13 protein-coding genes and 1 pseudogene are annotated in these 16,865 nt (G+C 73.9%); 3 read left to right on the top strand and 11 right to left on the bottom strand.

Annotated features, from left to right (window positions below):
• Positions 1-50 precede the first annotated feature (50 nt).
• Both AC0OO9_RS19750 and AC0OO9_RS19745 read right to left on the bottom strand, forming a co-directional pair.
• A complete protein-coding gene (locus tag AC0OO9_RS19750; protein WP_484511478.1) occupies positions 51-1,394 on the bottom strand; it encodes a class I SAM-dependent methyltransferase in 1,344 nt (447 codons plus the stop codon).
• A complete protein-coding gene (locus AC0OO9_RS19745) occupies positions 1,391-2,791 on the bottom strand; it encodes an FAD-binding oxidoreductase (protein ID WP_484511477.1) in 1,401 nt (466 codons plus the stop codon). Before AC0OO9_RS19745 ends, AC0OO9_RS19750 begins: the two co-directional genes overlap by 4 nt.
• Positions 2,792-2,900: 109 nt before the next feature.
• Between AC0OO9_RS19745 and AC0OO9_RS19740 the strand changes: the two genes are divergently transcribed.
• Positions 2,901-3,185: a DUF427 domain-containing protein gene (locus tag AC0OO9_RS19740; RefSeq protein ID WP_484511475.1), complete on the top strand. Its 285-nt coding sequence runs from the start codon at positions 2,901-2,903 to the stop codon at positions 3,183-3,185.
• Positions 3,186-3,251: 66 nt separating this feature from the next.
• On the opposite strand, the gene AC0OO9_RS19735 is transcribed toward AC0OO9_RS19740, so the two are convergent.
• From AC0OO9_RS19735 to AC0OO9_RS19700, 8 genes are all read right to left on the bottom strand, one after another.
• Entirely contained in the window at positions 3,252-3,716 is a 465-nt protein-coding gene (locus AC0OO9_RS19735) for a hypothetical protein (protein WP_484511474.1), read from the bottom strand.
• Between the two features lie 318 nt (positions 3,717-4,034).
• Positions 4,035-5,990, bottom strand: a complete 1,956-nt coding sequence (locus tag AC0OO9_RS19730; RefSeq protein WP_484511472.1) for a VWA domain-containing protein — start codon at positions 5,988-5,990, stop codon at positions 4,035-4,037.
• A 2-nt stretch (positions 5,991-5,992) separates the two neighbouring features.
• Complete coding sequence (locus AC0OO9_RS19725) at positions 5,993-7,504, bottom strand: magnesium chelatase ATPase subunit I (protein ID WP_484511470.1); 1,512 nt, start codon at positions 7,502-7,504, stop codon at positions 5,993-5,995.
• 60 nt (positions 7,505-7,564) lie between these two features.
• On the bottom strand, positions 7,565-8,641 hold the full coding sequence (locus AC0OO9_RS19720) for a hypothetical protein (protein ID WP_484511468.1): 1,077 nt from the start codon (positions 8,639-8,641) through the stop codon (positions 7,565-7,567).
• 77 nt (positions 8,642-8,718) lie between these two features.
• Entirely contained in the window at positions 8,719-9,387 is a 669-nt protein-coding gene (locus AC0OO9_RS19715) for a response regulator transcription factor (protein WP_132233630.1), read from the bottom strand.
• Positions 9,387-10,628 (bottom strand): sensor histidine kinase, encoded by a 1,242-nt coding sequence (locus AC0OO9_RS19710; RefSeq protein WP_484511466.1) that lies wholly within the window; start codon positions 10,626-10,628, stop codon positions 9,387-9,389. The genes AC0OO9_RS19715 and AC0OO9_RS19710 overlap by 1 nt, the downstream gene beginning before the upstream one ends.
• 65 nt (positions 10,629-10,693) lie before the next feature.
• A complete protein-coding gene (locus AC0OO9_RS19705) occupies positions 10,694-11,194 on the bottom strand; it encodes a hemerythrin domain-containing protein (protein ID WP_484511464.1) in 501 nt (166 codons plus the stop codon).
• Positions 11,195-11,198: 4 nt separating this feature from the next.
• Entirely contained in the window at positions 11,199-12,167 is a 969-nt protein-coding gene (locus tag AC0OO9_RS19700; protein WP_327030561.1) for an aldo/keto reductase, read from the bottom strand.
• A 77-nt stretch (positions 12,168-12,244) separates the two neighbouring features.
• Here AC0OO9_RS19700 and mgrA point away from each other — a divergent pair, with 77 nt between their 5' ends.
• Together mgrA and AC0OO9_RS19690 are read left to right on the top strand one after the other, a co-directional pair.
• Positions 12,245-13,252 carry an L-glyceraldehyde 3-phosphate reductase gene (gene mgrA, locus AC0OO9_RS19695; RefSeq protein ID WP_484511462.1) on the top strand — a complete coding sequence of 336 codons (1,008 nt, stop codon included), beginning with the start codon at positions 12,245-12,247 and terminating at the stop codon, positions 13,250-13,252.
• 279 nt (positions 13,253-13,531) lie between these two features.
• The gene (locus AC0OO9_RS19690) at positions 13,532-15,433 is read left to right on the top strand and encodes an AfsR/SARP family transcriptional regulator (protein ID WP_484517990.1); all 1,902 of its coding nucleotides are present in this window, start codon (positions 13,532-13,534) and stop codon (positions 15,431-15,433) included.
• Positions 15,434-15,834: 401 nt separating this feature from the next.
• Here the strand turns inward: AC0OO9_RS19690 and AC0OO9_RS19685 are convergent.
• Positions 15,835-16,854, bottom strand: a pseudogene (locus tag AC0OO9_RS19685) (DUF8189 domain-containing protein); the annotation flags it as partial.
• Positions 16,855-16,865: the final 11 nt, after the last annotated feature.

The raw sequence follows: 16,865 nt of genomic DNA, 5'->3' as shown, positions 1-16,865 counted from the left end.
ATAGCTTCGGCGACAGCCGCGCCGACGGTCGGCGCGGCTGTCGGACGCGGTCAGGGCAGCCAGTCGGGGCGCAGCGGGTAGCCGCTCGCCCCCTCCGGGCCGAGGCGGGTGGCGAGCACCTGGTGCAGCTGGATGCCGTTGCGCTCGAACGCCAGCCGGGACCCGGCCATGTAGAGGCCCCACACCCGGGCCGTGCCCGCCCCCACCTCCGAGACGCAGGCGTCCCAGTGCGCCGCGAGGTTGCGGCACCAGCCGGCCAGCGTCAGCGCGTAGTGCAGCCGCAGGTTCTCCTCGTGCTGCACCTCCAGCCCGACGTCGTGGATCTCGCTGACCAGGCGCCCCGGGCCGGCCAGCTCCCCGTCGGGGAAGACGTAGCGGTCGATGAACGCGCCCGACCGGTGCGGCGCGCGGTTGTCGGCCCGCGTGATGCAGTGGTTGAGCAGCCGCCCGTCCGGCCGCAGCCGGTCCCGCAGGGCCCCGAAGTAGGCCGGGTAGTGGCGCACCCCGACGTGCTCGGTCAGGCCGATCGAGGAGACCGCGTCGAACTGCTCGCGCGGCGCGTCCCGGTAGTCGAGGTGGCGCACCTCGGCCAGGCCGGTCAGCCCCTCCCGCTCGATCGCCGCCCGGGCCCACTCGGCCTGCGCCCGGGACAGGGTCACCCCGAGCGCCTTCACGCCGTACTCGCGGGCCGCGTGCCGGACCATGCCGCCCCACCCGCAGCCCACGTCGAGCAGTCGCATCCCGGCCTTCAGCGCCAGCTTCTGCGCCACCAGGTCGTACTTGGCCGCCTGCGCCTGCTCCAGCGTGTCGTCGGGCGAGCGGAAGAGCGCGCAGGTGTACGTCATCGACGGGCCGAGCACCTTCTCATAGAAGGCGTTCGAGACGTCGTAGTGGTGGGAGATCGCGGTGCTGTCCCGGGTACGGGAGTGCCGCAGCCCGTTCACCAGGCGCTTCCAGCGCGGCAGCGCCTCCTGCGGCGGGGGCGGCGGCGGCATCAGCCGCTCCCAGCCCAGCCCGCGCACCAGGGCCAGCCCCTCGGCCAGCGACGGCGTACGCAGCCGCAACTCGTCCTTGAGCACCCGCAACGCCTCGTACGGGTCGCCCGGATGCACCCCCTGCAACGCCAGGTCGCCGCCGACGTATGCCCGGGCCATGCCCAGGTCGCCCGGGGCGGTGAGCAGGTAGGTCAGGCCCCGCTCGGAACGGATCGACAGGGTGATGCCGGCGTCGGCCGGGCCGACCGCGCTGCCGTCGTACCCGGTGACCCGCACCGGCAGGGCACCGGTCGTCAACGCGCGGACGACGTCCGCCACGGTCGGACCCGGGCGCCGGCTCCCCGCCGGCGGGCTGGCGGGAGCGCTCGCCGCCCCCTGGTCTCGATCGGTCAGGCTCATGCTCTCGCTACCGCCTTCTCGTACAGTCCGGTGAGCCGGTGGTCCGGGTCGTAAAGGTCCTTCACCGCGCGCCACGTCGCGCCGCCGTAGAGCCGGTCGAAGGATTCCCGGTCGTAGTACGCGTCGGAGTAGAGCGACTTGTGGCCGCCCGACTCCGACACCATGCGCTCGATCGCCCGGTTGACGTCGCCGTCGGCGGCCCCCGCCGCGATCGGCACGCTGCCCCAGAAGCCGACGTTCACGTAGTCCTGCCCGGCCCGGAGCGGATAGAGCGGCCAGGCCCGGGCCGACCCGGGACCGGACGGCTCGCGCAGCCGCAACGGACACAGCCAGACCGGGGTCATCCCGACCGTGCCGGCGAACCAGCGCAGGAACCCGGCCATCCGCTCCAGCGGGATCTCCACGTCCTGCACCACCCGCTCGCGCGCCGGCTGGCCCCGCAGGCGGTCGATCCGGGCGGCCACGCCGTGCCGGTGCTCCCACCGGACCAGCCGGTGGTAGACGTCGCTGCGCCGCCACCGCGCCGGCCAGACCCGCCGGAGCACCGGGTGCTGCACCCCGAACGCCGCCGAACACCAGAACCAGTCGGTGTCCCAGCGCCACAGATAGTCGTACGTGGTCAGTGCGTCGTGCGTGCGCCGGCGCAGCGAGCGGTAGTAGATGTCCTGTCCCGTGTAGTCGCTGGGCGGCGGCGCGTCGTCGGTGAAGGCGCCCAGCACCAGGTACGCCTCGCCGGGGCTGAACATCACCCCGTCCATCGCGTCCACCGCCTCCCCCGCCCAGGACCGGGTCGCGGCGACCTCGGCGATCGCGTCGGCGAGCGCCTCCAGCCGGGTGAACCGGACGTTGCGCAGGGCCACGAAGCGGCGTACCGGCTGGAGTTCGATGCGCAGTCGGGTGGCGTAGCCGAGGCTGCCCAGCGAGTTGGGGAACGCCGCGAAGAGGTCGGCGCGCTCCCCCTCCGGGCGGGCGGTGACGATCTCGCCGGCCCCGGTGAGCACGTCCATCTCGACCACCGACTCGTGCGGCAGGCCGTTGCGGAACGAGGTCGACTCGATGCCGAGCCCGGTCACCGCCCCGCCGAGGGTGATGGTGCGCAACTGCGGCACGACCAGCGGCATCAGCCCGTGCGGCAGGGTCGCGTCGACCAGGTCCTCGTAGGTGCACATGCCCTGCACGTCGGCCGTGCGGGCGACCGGGTCCACGGCGAGCACGCCCGTGAGCCCGGCGACGTCCAGGCCCGGCGCGCTGGGGGCGGACCGGGGACGGAACAGGTTGGAGGTGCGCTTGGCCAGCCGCACCGGCGCGCCCGCGGGCACCGCCGCGTAGGACCGTCGCAACTGGGCCACCGCACCGTCGTGGTCGACCAGATGATGATCCACACGGACCGCACACATGCGATCACTGTACGCGCTGCAACCCCCGTGACGGGGGACGTCCACTGGTGCGTCCGCGACGTGGTCGGAGCACTGGCCGCCGCCGGGCCGGCGACATAGCGTGGGAGCCATGCCGAGAGCCGTCTGGAACGACCTGGTCGTGGCCGAGAGCGACGACACCGTGCTGGTCGAGGGAAACCACTACTTCCCGCGCGCCGCCCTGCGCGACGACCTGCTCCGCGAGTCCGACACGCACACCGTCTGCCCGTGGAAGGGCACCGCGTCCTACTACACCCTCGAACACGACGGCCGGAGCAGCGCCGACGCGGTCTGGTACTACCCCGAGCCGAAGCCGGAGGCGGAGATGGTCCGCGACCGGGTCGCCTTCTGGAAGGACGTCCGGGTCGTCGACTGACGGCGGCCGCCGGCCCACTCCGCCCGCCCGGGTCGGCGCAGTTCCCGACCTGTATCGAGCGGCGACTCAGCCGGCGCGCAGCATGCGCAACTGGGCCAGGTGTTTCGGCAGGTGCACCCGGGTGTGCAGGTCCAACGTGCGGGCCCAGGGTAGCGGCTCATCCACGATTAGGTCGAAGCCCTCGCGCAGGTGGGTCTCCACCGGGGTCTGGGCGGCCGGGCCGAGCCGATCGGTCAGGGCGCAGAGCCTCTGACTGGTGGCCCGCAGCAGGTTGGCCAACCCGTCCAGTCCACCGCACTCGGCGACCAGTGCGTCCACCTGGGGACGGTGGATGGTCTCCAGGTCGTAGTACGCGAACGGCGAACCGGCGAGGACCGCCTCGGTGGCCTCCGTCATCAGCTCGTCGTTGGCGGCGAGGTGCGCGACGATCTGCTCGGCGCTCAACTGCCCGGCCGGCGGTGCCGCGAACCCGCCCGCCTCGACCTCCGCGAGCACCTCCGCGTACGCCCTCCGCAACGCCCCGCTGTCCATGCCCCCCAGTCAATCCCGGCGCGCGCTGTCCGGCCCGGCGTTCCCGCGGACGGTTCACCCGGAAGGGACCGGCCGGAAACGCGTGCCGGGACGCCGCCGGCCGAAGGGCTGGTCGGCCGCTGTCGAGCTGCCCCGTCAACAGGACCAGGGGCGTCAGCCGGAAGAGAACCCCGGCAGGCGCCGCACGTCGTACCGACCCGCGGCACCGGGCGGGCTGTGGTCTCACCAACGGGGCAGCTCGATAGCGTCCGAGGTGGGACCATCCGGGCCGAGCCGAGCCACGGGGCGCAGCCGCTCGGTCCCGTCGAATACGCCAGGTCAGCGACGGCGGGGTTGCCGGGTGCGGAGGTAGTCGGAGACCACGTACTCGCCGAGATCCTCCAGGTCGGGGGTGAACATGCGGCCCTTCGAGCGGCGGGCCACGGCGTCGACGAAGCGGCGCAGGCCGGGATCGTCGCCGAGCATGAACACGTTGAGCGTGGCCCCGTAGCGGGTGAGCCGGTCCACCTCGCCCACGGTCGCCGCGATCGTCTCCGGCAGCGGCGGCCAGTGGAACAGCGCCTCCCCGTCGTCCGGGTCCAGGTGGGCGGTCGGCTCCCCGTCGGTGACCACCAGCACCACCGGCTCGGCGCCCGGGTGCCGCCGCAGGTGCCGGGCGGCCAGCCGCAGCGCGTGCTGAAGGTTCGTGCCCTGCCGCAGGTCCGGCTCGACGGCGGCCAGCTCCTGCTGGGTCAGCGGCAGCGCCTCCAGGCCGAAGCCGACGATCTGCAACGCGTCCTGGGGGAACCGGGTGGCCATCAGGTGCGCCAGCGCCAGCGCCGTCTGCTTCATCGGGCCCCACCGGCCCTGGGAGATCATCGAGTAGGAGAGGTCGACGCAGAGCACCACCGCCGCCGAAGCCCGCCGCTCGGTCTCCACCACCTCGAAGTCCTCGACGGCCAGCTGGACCGGCACACCGGAGCCGGCGCGGCGGACCGCCCGGGCCAGCGTCCGCACCACGTCCAGGGGCTGCTCGTCGCCGTACTCCCATGGCCTCGATCCGCCGCTGACCTCGCCGGCGGCGCCCGCCGAGCGCAGGTCGTGCTGGCCGCGCGGCCCGGCCGTCAGGTCCGCGAAGACCCGCCGCAGCGCCGTGCCGCCGAGCCGGCGCAGCGCCTTCGGGCTCAGGGTCAGCCCGTCGGCGTCCCGGCTCACCCAACCCTGCCGGCGCAGCTCCCGCTCCAGCTCCCGCAGCCGGCGTACGTCGTCAGCGGCGTCGCGGCCCAGCGTCCGGGCCACCGCGTCGACGTCGACGTCGTCCAGGGTGGCGCCCGCATGCTCCTGGTCGAGCTGGTCCAGCAGCTCGTCCAGCTCGGCGATCTCGCCGAGCGCGCCGGTGGCCTCGCCGTAGCCGAGCGGCCGCTCGCCCCGCACCCGCTCGCCCGGGCCCCGGTGCAGGTCGGGGCGGAGCGCCCGGAGGTTGGCGTCCAGCGCGGACAGCTCCCCGGCGAGCCGGTCGCCGAGCGACTGCCGCATCAGGCCGGCCAGCTCCTCACGCTGGCGGTCGGAGAGCGAGCGCATCAGCCGCTCACCGGCGGCCGAGCGCCGGGCCAGCACGTCGACCAGCTCGTCGACGTCGGCCGGCTGCTCGGGGAAGAACGCGCCGTGCCGACGCATGAACTCGGCGAAGGCGTCGGTGGTGTCCTCCGACCGGGCGTGCCGGGCCAGCAGGTCGTTCAGGTCGCGCATCATCTCGGCCAGCCGCTGCTGCGCGGCCGGGTCCGCCGAGGCGCGTACCGCGTCGCGCAGCCCGGCGAAGCGCTGGCCGAGCACGTCGTCGCGCAGCCCGTCGAGGATCCGCTGGTACGTCCCGCGGGCCTCGTCGCTGCTCCACCGGTAGCCGGTCAGCTCCTCCACGGCGCGGGCCGTCGAGCGGGGCAGGTTGTCCAGCACCGCCTCGGCGAACCGCGCGTCGTCGCCGTCGCGCCCGCGCAGCTCGTCCCGCTCGGCGGCGAGCGCCTGGTCGAGCAGGGCCCGGGCCCGGGTGACCGCCCCGTCCAGGTCGCCCCGGCGCAACGCCTCCCGGCGCAGCCGCCTGGCCCGGGCGGCGAGGTCGTCGAGGCCGCCGCGCCCCCGGGGCCCCTGCCGCAGCAGGTTCCGCAGCGCCTCCCGGAGACTGCCGCCGGCCAGCACCTCGGCGCCGACGGCGTCCACCGCCCCCCGCACGTCGTACGGGGGCGCGAGCGGGTCGGGGCCGCCCCGCCACTGCCCGTACCGGAACCGGTCGCCGGCCATGCTCAGGCCCGGCCGCCGTAGCGGGTCCGGCCGGAGTCGGTGACGTCCTTGCCGAGCCGGCGGGTCAGGTGCAGCCCCTCCAGGACGAACTCCACGCCGGCCGCGACCTGCTCCTTGGTGGGCGCGTCGCCCAGCCCGAGCCGGTCCAGTGCCTTGGCCAGGCCGGGCACGGTGCCCACCTGGCGCAGCAGCTCGGCTGAGCTGACCAGCTCGCCGGTCTCGATGACCGCGTCCTCGTCGACGAGAGCGGTGAAGCCGGAGAGGTCCAGTCCCGCCAGCCGGGCCCGGAACGTCTCGGCGGTCGCGGTGCGCAGCAGGTGGCCGAGGATCTCGACCTCCCGGCCCTCCTCGCCGCTCTCGAACTCGACCTTCCCGCGCAGGGTGCTCGTCACGGAAACCGCGTCCCCCACCCGCGCCACCGCCTGCTCGGATGAAAGGAAGGGCACCTTGCTATCGCTTTCTGATGTGGAAGGTGCCCTTCCTGACCGCTCGGCGGGGGGCACCGTGCCCGCGGCGGCCAGCAGGCCGGCGCGGCGCAGCGCGGCGGCGGCGACCGTCTCGGCGGCGGCGATGGCGAACCGGGCGGAGACCCCCGAACGCGGGTCCACCGACGGCGACTCGCGTACCGCGCGGGCGAACCGCGCCAGGACCTCCAGCACGTGCTCCGGCACCTCGGCGACCAGGTCGGCCTCCTGCCGGATGAGGGCCAGCTCCAGGTCGAGGTCGACCGGGTAGTGGGTACGCACCTCGGCGCCGAAGCGGTCCTTCAGCGGGGTGATGATCCGGCCCCGGTTGGTGTAGTCCTCCGGGTTGGCGCTGGCCACCAGGAACAGGTCCAGCGGCAGCCTCAGCTGGTAGCCGCGGACCTGGATGTCCCGCTCCTCCAGCACGTTGAGCAGCGCCACCTGGATCCGCTCGGCCAGGTCCGGCAGCTCGTTGACGGCGAAGATGCCCCGGTTGGTACGCGGGACGAGGCCGAAGTGGATCGTCTCCGGGTCGCCGAGGGTGCGCCCCTGGGCGATCCGGATCGGGTCGACGTCGCCGATCAGGTCGCCGACGCTGGTGTCCGGGGTGGCCAGCTTCTCGCCGTAGCGCATCGAGCGGTGCAGCCACGCCACCGGCAGGTCGTCGCCGGCCTCGGCGACCAGCGCCCGGGAGCTGGGGGTGAGCGGGTGCAGCGGGTGCTCGTTGAGCACCGAGCCGGCGATCACCGGGGTCCACTCGTCGAGCAGGCCGACGAGCGAGCGGATGAGCCGGGTCTTGCCCTGGCCCCGCTCGCCGAGCAGCACCATGTCGTGCCCGGCGAGCAGTGCCCGCTCGACCTCGGGCAGCACCGTGTCGTCGTAGCCGACGATGCCGGGGAAGCGGTCGGCGCCGGAACGCATCCGGGCCAGGAGGTTGTCGCGGAGTTCCTGCTTGACCGTGCGGTACGCGTGGCCGGCCGCCCGCAGCGCGCCGAGCGTGCCGGGCAGGTCGGCCGGAGGTGCCGGGGTAACCGGGGAAGGCGCAGTCACCCGACCAACGCTAGCTCACGGGAGCGGGGGTGCCCGGTCCGTCGACCGGGCACCCCCGTCTCAGCCCTGTCCGCAGCTCCGGCAGGTGCCCCGGCGGCGCAGGTGGTACGCGTACGTGGCGGCGCCGAGCGCGACGCCCCAGAACGGCCAGAGCAGCATCGGCGCGGTGGCGAGGCTGAACCCACCCGAGAAGTCCCAGAAGGCGGGGGTGGCGAGCAGGCCGAGACTCGCCGCGGTGACCGCCACCGCCACCAGCGTCGCCGGGACGACGGCCAGCCGGACCGGCACCGGGCGCCCGGCCAGGCCGATCGTCCAGCGCGGAAACCGTTCGCCCCACCGCTGCACCAGCCCGAGGGTGAGGACCGCGCCCACCAGGGCGAAGCCGCCCAGCCCGGCGCCCGCCCAGACCAGCCCGGAGTCGCGCATCTCGTCGAGGAACGACCGCTCGATGCCGAGCGGGACGCCGACCGCCCAGGCGAGCCGGGTGATCGCGTACAGGGCGGGGACGATGGCCGCGGTCCAGGCCGCCACGCGCCCCCAGCGGGCGGCCGAGGCGGGCGAGGTCCAGCCGTGGTCGGCGCCGTCGCGCCCGCACGTCGGGCAGGCGCCTGCGGTGCGCCGCTGCCAGCGCAGCACCGCCCCGGCCAGCAGCACCCCGCCGACCATGGCCGCGCACCGCGCGAACAGCGCCCAGGTGAACACGTCGGCGTAGTCCACCGGCGGCCAGCCGAACGGCGCGCCGACGATCAGGATCGGGAGGTAGCCGAGGATGACCAGCACCTTCACGTCCGGCACGACGACGGCGAGCAGGAACGCGACAGTCCAGGCGTACGCCGGCAGCAGGGTGTTCAGCGGTCGGGCCCGGCGGCGGGCCGGACCGGTCATGGCGAGCGCGGCCACCGCGGCGCCGAGCAGCAGCACGGCGAACAGCGGCGCGCCGACGTCGGTGGGGACCAGCCGGAGCAGGTTGGCCTCGCCGTCGACCGGATCGTTCGCCCCGAAGGGGTAGCCGGCACCGGTGACGGCGGAGACCAGGGCGAGCAGCCCCCAGAGGCCGAGCCAGCCGGCGGCCAGCGGGGCGAGCCGGTCCAGCCGGCCCGGGGCCGGACGATGGGTGGGAACGTTGGTCGTCGTCATGCTTCCCAGCCTCGGCCGGGGGGCCTCGCCGGCCCTCCCGTGCGGCGGTGAACCGGCTCCCCCTCGGGAGGGAACGCTCAGCCCGACGGGGTGACGAACCCCGACTCGTACGCGGCGATCACCGCCTGGGTGCGGTCGCGGACGCCGAGCTTGGCCAGCACGTTGCCGACGTGGGTCTTCACCGTCTCCACCCCGACCACCAGGTGCGCGGCGATCTCCGGGTTGGACAGCCCGGTGGTCATCAGCCGCAGCACCTCGGCCTCCCGTTCGGTGAGCCGGGCGGCCGTCAGCCGGTCGGCGCCCCGCCCCCCGTACGCCCCGGCGAGGCGGCGGATGGCGGCGGGGAAGAGCAGCGACTCACCCCGCGCGACGACCCGGACCGCCTCCACCACCTCGGCGGGCCGGGCCCGCTTGAGCAGGAACCCGCTCGCTCCGGCGCGGAGCGCGTCGTAGACGTACTCGTCGTTGGCGAACGTCGTCACCACCAGCACCCGGGGCGGGTCGGCGGAGGTGGCGAGCAGCCGCCGGGTGGCCTGGATGCCGTCGATGCCGGGCATCCGCACGTCCATCAGCACCACCCGGGGGCGCAGCCGGGCGACCAGCGGCGGCACCTCCGCACCGTCGGCGGCCTCGCCCAGCACCCGCAGGTCGGGCTGGGCGTCGAGGATGGCCCGCAGCCCGACCCGGATCAGCTCGTCGTCGTCGACGATCAGCACGCCGGTGGTCGTCGCGGTTCCGGTCGTCATCAGGTCCCCTCGAACGGCAGTCGCACCCGGATGCGCCAGCGGTCGCCGTCCGGCCCGACGGTCAGCCGGCCGCCGAGCAGCAGCACCCGCTCCCGCATCCCGTCCAGGCCCCGGCCGCCCCGCCCCGGGTCGGCGCGGCGGCGCCGGCTGACCGCGTTGTCCAGCTCCAGCTCCAGCGCGTCGGCGTGCACGTCGAGGCGCAGCGTGACCGGTCCCCGCCCGTACCGGGCCGCGTTGGTCAGCCCCTCCTGGACGATCCGGTAGCCCTCCCGGGAGACCGCCGCCGGCAGGTCGGCCGGGTCGCCGGTACGCCGGGCGTCGACCGGCAGGCCGGCCGCGCGGGTGTCGGCCACCAGCCGGTCCAGGTCGGCGAGCGTACGCTGCGGCGCTGGCGCGGCCCGCCGGCCGTCGGGCTCCCGGAGCAGTCCCAGCACGTGGTCGAGGTCGTCCATGGCGGTCCGCCCGGCCTCCTCGATCGCGCCCAGCGCGCGCCGGACGAACTCCGGGTCCCGGTCGAGCAGCTCGCGGGCGGCCCCGGCCTGGAGGGTGGCGACGGTGAGGGCGTGGCCCACCGAGTCGTGCAGTTCCCGGGCCAGCCGGTTGCGTTCGGCGAGCCGGGCGGTGTGCGCCTCCAGGGCCGCGATCCGTTCCGCCTGGGCCGGGCCGAGCAGCACCGGGGCCATCGACACCGCCAGCGCGCCCAGCCCGGCCACGGCGTAGCCGAGCGCCACCAGCACGACGACGCCGGCGAGGGTCAGCCAGCCGGTGTCCCGCCCGTCGAGCGGCCCGAACCGGTCGCCGCCGGTCACGCCGGTGTCGAGCCCGAACTGCTGCCCGATGAAGGCGAGCGCCATCGGCACGGCGCTGAACAGGGCGGCCACCACCAGCCCGCCGCTGACCAGGTGCAGCCCGATCCAGAGCGCCGAGCGCAGCCGGGTCTCCCGGTCGGCCACGTGCCCGGGGGCCGGGTCCGGCAGGTCGACGCCGAGCAGGGTCCGCGCGGCGGCGATCTCCAGTGCCCGGGGGCCGTCGAGGAAGACCGGGACCGCCGCGATGACCGCCGCGACGCCGAGCAGCGCCAGCACCAGCGGCCGAGGGATGTCCGACCGGGTCAGCAGCTGGGCGAAGGCCACCACCAGCAGCGCGTACGGCAGCGCGAGCACCCCGCCGAGCAGCAGGAACACGCCACGCCGCCAGGTGCTGCCGGCCGTCAGCGGGGCGAGGACCGTGCGGGGCTTCACCGGCCCATTCTGTCCCGGTCGCGCCCCGGGCCGACTCCCCCGCGTCGGGGAGATCGGCGCTCCGCTCAGCGGCGGTGTTCGTCGACGTAGCGCTGCGGGTCCTTGTCGGCGAAGGCCAGGTCGCGGCCGAACTTGTGCTCGCCGTGGAAGGTCAGCCAGCGGCGGCCCAGCTCGGCCCGCAGCTCGACGCTCGCGTGCCGGCGGAAGTCGGGCAGCGCCTCGTCCTCCTCCTCGGCGAGGTGCTCGCTGTTCTCCCGGCGGGCGGTACGCACCGCCGCCCACCACTCGTCGGAGCCCACCGGGTGCAGCTTGGACTCGGCGACGGCGTCACGGATCTTGTTGTGGTCGCCGATCGCGTCGGCGGTCTCGGCCTCGCCGTCGTCGCCGTGGCGCACCAGGTGCGGGTAGAGGATCGCCTCCTCCGCCTCGGCGTGCACGTCCAGGTGCAGGGCGAGCGCGTCCCAGATCGCCAGCAGCTCGTGCTCGTCGCGGGCGTCGTCGAGGCGGGCGAAGCCCCGTCGGAAGGCCGCGTGGTCGTCGAGGATCAGCGCGGTGATGTCGTCCATCGGCTCACCTTCCGGCTCGGGCCCGCAGCAGGCGGGGCGCCGCCGCCAGGCCGGTGATCGGGCGGAACTCCTTCGCCGCGCGGGCCAGCGCGGCGTGTTCGTCGTCGGCCAGGTCGATGTCGGCGGCAGCCGCGTTGCGTTCGACCTGTTCCACGCCGGACGCGCCGGGGATGGCCAGCACGTTCGGGTGGCGCAGCAGGTAGGCGAGGGCGATCTGGCTGGGCGTGGCGTCGTGCGCGTCGGCCACCTGCCGCAGGGTCTCGATCAGCGTCGCGCCGCGCTCCAGGTTCTCCGGCAGGAAGTACGGGTTGGCCCGGCGTACCGCCCCGCTCGGCGGGTTCTTCGCGTCGTACCGGCCGGAGAGGAAGCCCTGGGCCAGCGGGCTGTACGCGATGACGACGCGGCCGGCCTGCTTCGCGTACGGCAGCAGGTCGTGCTCGGGCCCGCGGTCGACCATGCTGTAGCGGACCTGGTTGCTGAGCACCCGCCGGCCGAGCGCCGCCTCGGCGACCTGCCAGCGGCGCAGGCCGTAGTTGCTGACGCCGACCTCGCCGACCAGCCCGACGTCCTGCAACGCCCGCATGCCGCGCATGGTGGTGTGGTCGGCGACCAGCGGGTTGGCCTGGTGCACCTGGTAGAGGTCGAGGTGGGTGACGCCGAGCCGCGCGGCCGAGGCGACCGCCCGCTGCTGCACCACCGGGGCGACCGGCAGGATCGGCAGGATCTTGGTGGCGATCACGACCTTCGGCCGGTCGTCGCCGAGCGCCTCGCCGAGGATCCGCTCGCTGCGGCCGAAGCCGTACAGCTCGGCGGTGTCGAAGACGGTGATGCCGAGGTCGACGGCGCGCCGGACGATGTCGGCGGCCCGGCGCTCGTACTCGGGGCCGTAGCCCCACTCCCGGGACCCGAACTGCCAGGTGCCGAGGCCGATCTTGGACAGGGGCTTGGGGGTGTCGAGCGGGACGAAGCGCATGGTCCCGAAACTACCCCGGCGTCCGTTGTCGCAGGCCCGTTCGCCGCGCACGCCCGCCACCGGCGGGGATAGGGTCGGTGACCGTGACCTACCTCGCCGCGGATGAGCGCTACGACCAGATGACCTACCGGCGCAGCGGGCGCAGCGGACTGCGGCTGCCCGCCATCTCGCTCGGGCTGTGGCACAACTTCGGCCCGGACCGGCCGTACGAGCGGCAGCGCGACGTCGTCCGCCGCGCCTTCGACCTCGGGGTCACCCACTTCGACCTGGCCAACAACTACGGACCGCCGCCGGGCAGCGCCGAGGAGAACTTCGGCCGGATGCTCGCCACCGACCTGCGGCCGTACCGGGACGAACTCGTCGTCTCCACGAAGGCCGGCTACCTGATGTGGCCCGGCCCGTACGGCGAGTGGGGCTCCCGCAAGTACCTGGTCTCCTCGCTGGACCAGTCGCTGCGCCGCCTCGGGCTGGACCACGTCGACATCTTCTACTCGCACCGTTTCGACCCGGACACCCCGCTGGAGGAGACGATGGGCGCCCTGGACGCCGTCGTCCGGGCCGGCAAGGCGCTCTACGTCGGCGTCTCCAACTACGACTCCGCGCAGACTGAGCGGGCCGCGGCGATCCTGCGCGACCTGGGTACGCCGCTGCTGATCAACCAGCCGTCGTACTCGATGCTCAACCGCTGGACGGAGCACGACGGCCTGCTGGACACGCTGGAGCGCGTCGGCGCGGGCTGCATCGCGTACAGCCCGCTCGCCCAGGGCCTGCTCACCGACCGCTACCTGGGCGGCATCCCGGCGGACTCCCGGGTGCGCACCAGCGTCTTCCTCAGCGAGAGCGACCTCGGCGAGGAGAAGATGGCCACCATCCGGGCGCTCGGCGCGATCGCCGAGCGACGCGGCCAGTCGCTGGCCCAGCTCGCGCTCGCCTGGGCGCTGCGCGACCCGCGGATGACCAGCGTGATCATCGGGGCGAGCAGCGTGCCACAGCTGGAGGCGAACATCGCCGCCCTGGACTACCTCGACCTCGGCGCCGAGGAACTGGCCGAGATCGAGCGCCACCTCGGCCCCCGTACCCCATGAATGCTCGCGCCACCGGAGCAAAGTCTGGTGGACGCCACGGCGAGAACCGGCGCGACGACCGAGCACAGGAGGTTAGCCAATGTTGACAATGAGTCGCAGGGCGAGGGTATCTTGGCCAGACTCACGTGGATGGATGGCTTCGATCCGCTGACCTGAGTCCAGAGAACTGGCCGCAGAGCCGAGGCGAGTTCGAGTCGCGGTCGCGATCTCCCCCGCCCGGACGACTGCGGCGAAACGGGGGAGAGCTAATTGGAGTTCAATGTCCTGGGACCAGTGGAGATGCGCCTCGATGGCCAGGGGGTACCCCTCGGCGGAACGAAGCCGCGCACTCTGCTCGCCGCGCTGCTCGTTCACCACGGCCAGGTGGTGCCCACGGAGCGCCTGTTCGAGGTGCTTTGGGGACCGCGTCCACCGAGCCGGGCCCGGGCCATCCTGCAGACGTACGTGTCGGGCCTCCGCCAGCTTCTCAGGCCCCTGGCAGGCAGGGCGAGCATCACCACCACGCCCCCCGGATACGCCCTGCGCCTCGCTCCCGGCATGCTTGACCGCGACGTCTTCGAGGAGCTGCTCGGCGCGGCGCGGCAGGCAACCGGCGAAGGTCGGAACGACGAGGCCGCCCGCCTTCTACGCCGGGCCCTGGCACACTGGCGCGGTCCCGCTCTCGGCGGCGTCGACAGCGACCTCCTCAGCGGTGAGGCAGCCCGTCTCGAAGAGCTGCGGCTCACCGCGGTGGAGGAACGCATCGGCGCGGACCTCGCGCTCGACCAACTGTCCGACGTGGCCGCCGAACTGATGGACCTCGTCCGGCGCCATCCGTTCCGGGAACGGCTGCGTGGGCAGCTCATGACCGCTCTGTACGGTCTGGGGAGGCAGTCCGAGGCGTTGACCGTCTATCGGGACGGCCGCCGGAACCTGGTGGAGGAGTTCGGCGTCGAACCGGGAACCGGGCTGCGGACGCTCCACACACGTATCCTGCGCGGTGGCTCCGAAAGCGAGCCCACAGCCGCGCCGGGCCGATGGGACGAGCCGCCGCCGGGCGGGGCGCGCCACCACGGACCGCCGGTCCACGTGCCCGCCCAGTTGCCGGCCGCCCCGGCTGACTTCACCGGGCGTGCCATCGAGGCGACGCAGCTGACCACGGCGCTCGCCCGGACCCCCGCCAACGGGCAGGCACTGGTACAGCTGGTGGTCGGTCCCGCAGGGTCGGGGAAGACCGCCCTGGCCGCGCACGTCGCGCACGTGGTCACCACGCGGTACGGGGACGGCCAGCTCTACGCGGACCTGCGTGGCCTCGACGACGCGCCCGCCGAACCCTTCACGATCCTGGGTCGCTTCCTCCGGGCCCTCGCCCCGGCCGACGACCGCCTGCCGGCCAGCACCGTCGAGCGGGCCGCGCGGTACCGCACCCTGCTCGCCGGCCGGCGGATGCTCGTCGTACTCGACGACGCCCGCGACGAACGGCAGATCCGTCCTCTCCTTCCCGGAACGGCCACGTGTGGCGTCCTGGTGACCGCCCGCCGCCGCCTCACCGGCCTCGCCGGGTGCCGCGTCACCGAACTCGACGCGATGCCGGACGTCGACGCCCGGGTCCTCCTCGCCTCGCTGATCGGCCCACGACGGGCCACCGCCGAGCCGGAGGCGGTCCAGCAGGTGCTACGAATGTGCAGCGGCTTACCGCTCGCCCTCCGAATCGCCGGCTCTCGGCTCGCCAGTCGAGAGCCGTGGCCTGTACGGCTGCTGGCCGACCGGTTGGCCGATGAGCGGCTGCGTCTCGACGAGCTCAGCGCCGGCGACCAGAACGTCCGCGGCAGCATCCACCGCAGCTACCGTCACCTGGACCGGCAGCAGCGCGCCGCGCTCGGGGTCTCCGCTCAGCTCGGCGTCGGCGAATTCCCCTCGTGGATCTTGGCCGCCGCGATGAGCGTGTCGCCCGCTGAGGCCGAGCGTGTGATGGAGGGGCTGGTCGACGCATGTCTGGTGGATCTCGTCCGGATCGACGAGGTCGGACAGGCCCGCTACCGACTGCCCGACCTGGTACGCATCTACGGCCGCGAGCGGGCGTCCGGCGAGGGTCCGCCCGCGCGCGCAGTCGTGGCACGGGTGGTTGCCGGCTGGAGGCTGCTGCTCGACGCAGCGCGGGACGACGGCGCGCCACCCACCCGGCAGCCGGCGCGGGTCTGACCGTCGACGCGCGCCTTCGGACGAGGACACTGAGCGATCCGGCGGCGTAGCTGGCTGCCGAGCGCGCGACGTGCGCGGCGACCACCGTGCGTGCCAGGGAGCTGAACCTGGAGATGCCCATACCGGAGCTGGTGACGCCCACCGGTGTTGTTCCGGAAACCGGGCCGCCCAAGGTGGCGCACCGGGGACAACGCCGGCACGGACGTGAAAACGTCCGGCGCGTCGCCGGAGACGACGTGCGCCTAGCGGGGCCCTCTACGCGACGCGGTCGCCGGACCGGGGTGCCGCGTCCGCAGCGGATTCTGAGTCACCCCTGATCAGCTCTGGCCCCTCCACACGGGTAGGTCGTGAGCGTCCCGCTCACGACCTACCCGGATCGGACTGGGCCTCGATCCCCTACGTCAGAGGACGCTCCATCTGCCGAAGGTACCGCCGGCTTCCACCTGGTTGACGCCGCCGAGCGTGTCACCGGTGGAGGCTGCGTAGATGGCGATACGTCGGCCGACGGCGTAGACGGCGGTCGGATCGCCGGTGATCACCGGACTGTCCGTACCACGAGCGGCCCAGGTGCCGAACACACCGCCAGCCCGGGGCTGACTGGCACCGTAGATGGTCTCACCACGGCGGGCATAGATCGCCACCCGACTGTCGTCGTCGACGAGCACGGCCGGGACGCCCGCGTACCCGCCGGTCGTGGTGAGGACCTGCCAGGCACCGAACCCGCCACCAGCGGTGGTCTGGTTGACTCCGACCACGTTGCCGCTCGTGCTGGTCGCGTAGATCGCGATCCGCCCCCCGACGGCGTGCACGGCGGTGGGATCGCTGGCAATCCCCGACCCACCCGTACCCCTCGGATTCCACCCACCGAACGGCCCGTTCGGCGCGCTCTGGCTGGCCCCGTAGACCGTGCCGTTGCGCCGCACGTACAACGCCACCCGCTGCTGGGCGTCGACCAACGCCGTCGGCTTGCCCGCGTACCCACCACCCGTGGTCAACTGCTGCCACGAACCGAACGCGCCACCGGCCTGGGTCTGCGTCACGCCGGCCACATCCCCACCACTGGTCGTGGCGTAGATCGCGATCCTGCCCTGACTCGCGTACACCGCCCGGGGATCCCCTGTCACCGCCGGAGAGCCGGAACCGATCGCGATCCACGCGCTGAACGCCCCACCCGTCTCACGCTGGCTGGTCCCGTAGATCGCCTCGCCACGCCGTACATACAACGCCACCCGATCATCGTCATCACGCAACACCGCCACCCGACCAGCGAACCCACCCCCGGTCGACAACCGCTGCCACGGGTTGAACGTGCCACCCGCGGTTCCCTGACTGCGACCCCAGACGTCCCCGTCAGCCCGCACCACATACACCGACACCCGGCCGGTGGACGACACCACCACCCCGTCCCGCGACACGTCATCCGACGAACCGG

This window comes from Micromonospora sp. USAFONa4 (genome assembly GCF_057197825.1).
The sequence above is the reverse complement of the archived record's forward strand: the minus strand, read 5'-3'. Positions and strand labels throughout refer to the sequence as shown.

What these genes read in the sequence shown, in the direction of transcription:
- AC0OO9_RS19720 (WP_484511468.1), bottom strand. Translation starts at nt 8,641, where the DNA reads ATGACGACGACCAACGTTCCCACCCATCGTCCGGCCCCGGGCCGGCTG.
- AC0OO9_RS19690 (WP_484517990.1), top strand. Translation starts at nt 13,532, where the DNA reads ATGCGCCTCGATGGCCAGGGGGTACCCCTCGGCGGAACGAAGCCGCGC.
- AC0OO9_RS19715 (WP_132233630.1), bottom strand. Translation starts at nt 9,387, where the DNA reads ATGACGACCGGAACCGCGACGACCACCGGCGTGCTGATCGTCGACGAC.
- AC0OO9_RS19735 (WP_484511474.1), bottom strand. Translation starts at nt 3,716, where the DNA reads ATGGACAGCGGGGCGTTGCGGAGGGCGTACGCGGAGGTGCTCGCGGAG.
- AC0OO9_RS19705 (WP_484511464.1), bottom strand. Translation starts at nt 11,194, where the DNA reads ATGGACGACATCACCGCGCTGATCCTCGACGACCACGCGGCCTTCCGA.
- AC0OO9_RS19730 (WP_484511472.1), bottom strand. Translation starts at nt 5,990, where the DNA reads ATGGCCGGCGACCGGTTCCGGTACGGGCAGTGGCGGGGCGGCCCCGAC.
- AC0OO9_RS19745 (WP_484511477.1), bottom strand. Translation starts at nt 2,791, where the DNA reads ATGTGTGCGGTCCGTGTGGATCATCATCTGGTCGACCACGACGGTGCG.
- AC0OO9_RS19740 (WP_484511475.1), top strand. Translation starts at nt 2,901, where the DNA reads ATGCCGAGAGCCGTCTGGAACGACCTGGTCGTGGCCGAGAGCGACGAC.
- AC0OO9_RS19750 (WP_484511478.1), bottom strand. Translation starts at nt 1,394, where the DNA reads ATGAGCCTGACCGATCGAGACCAGGGGGCGGCGAGCGCTCCCGCCAGC.
- AC0OO9_RS19700 (WP_327030561.1), bottom strand. Translation starts at nt 12,167, where the DNA reads ATGCGCTTCGTCCCGCTCGACACCCCCAAGCCCCTGTCCAAGATCGGC.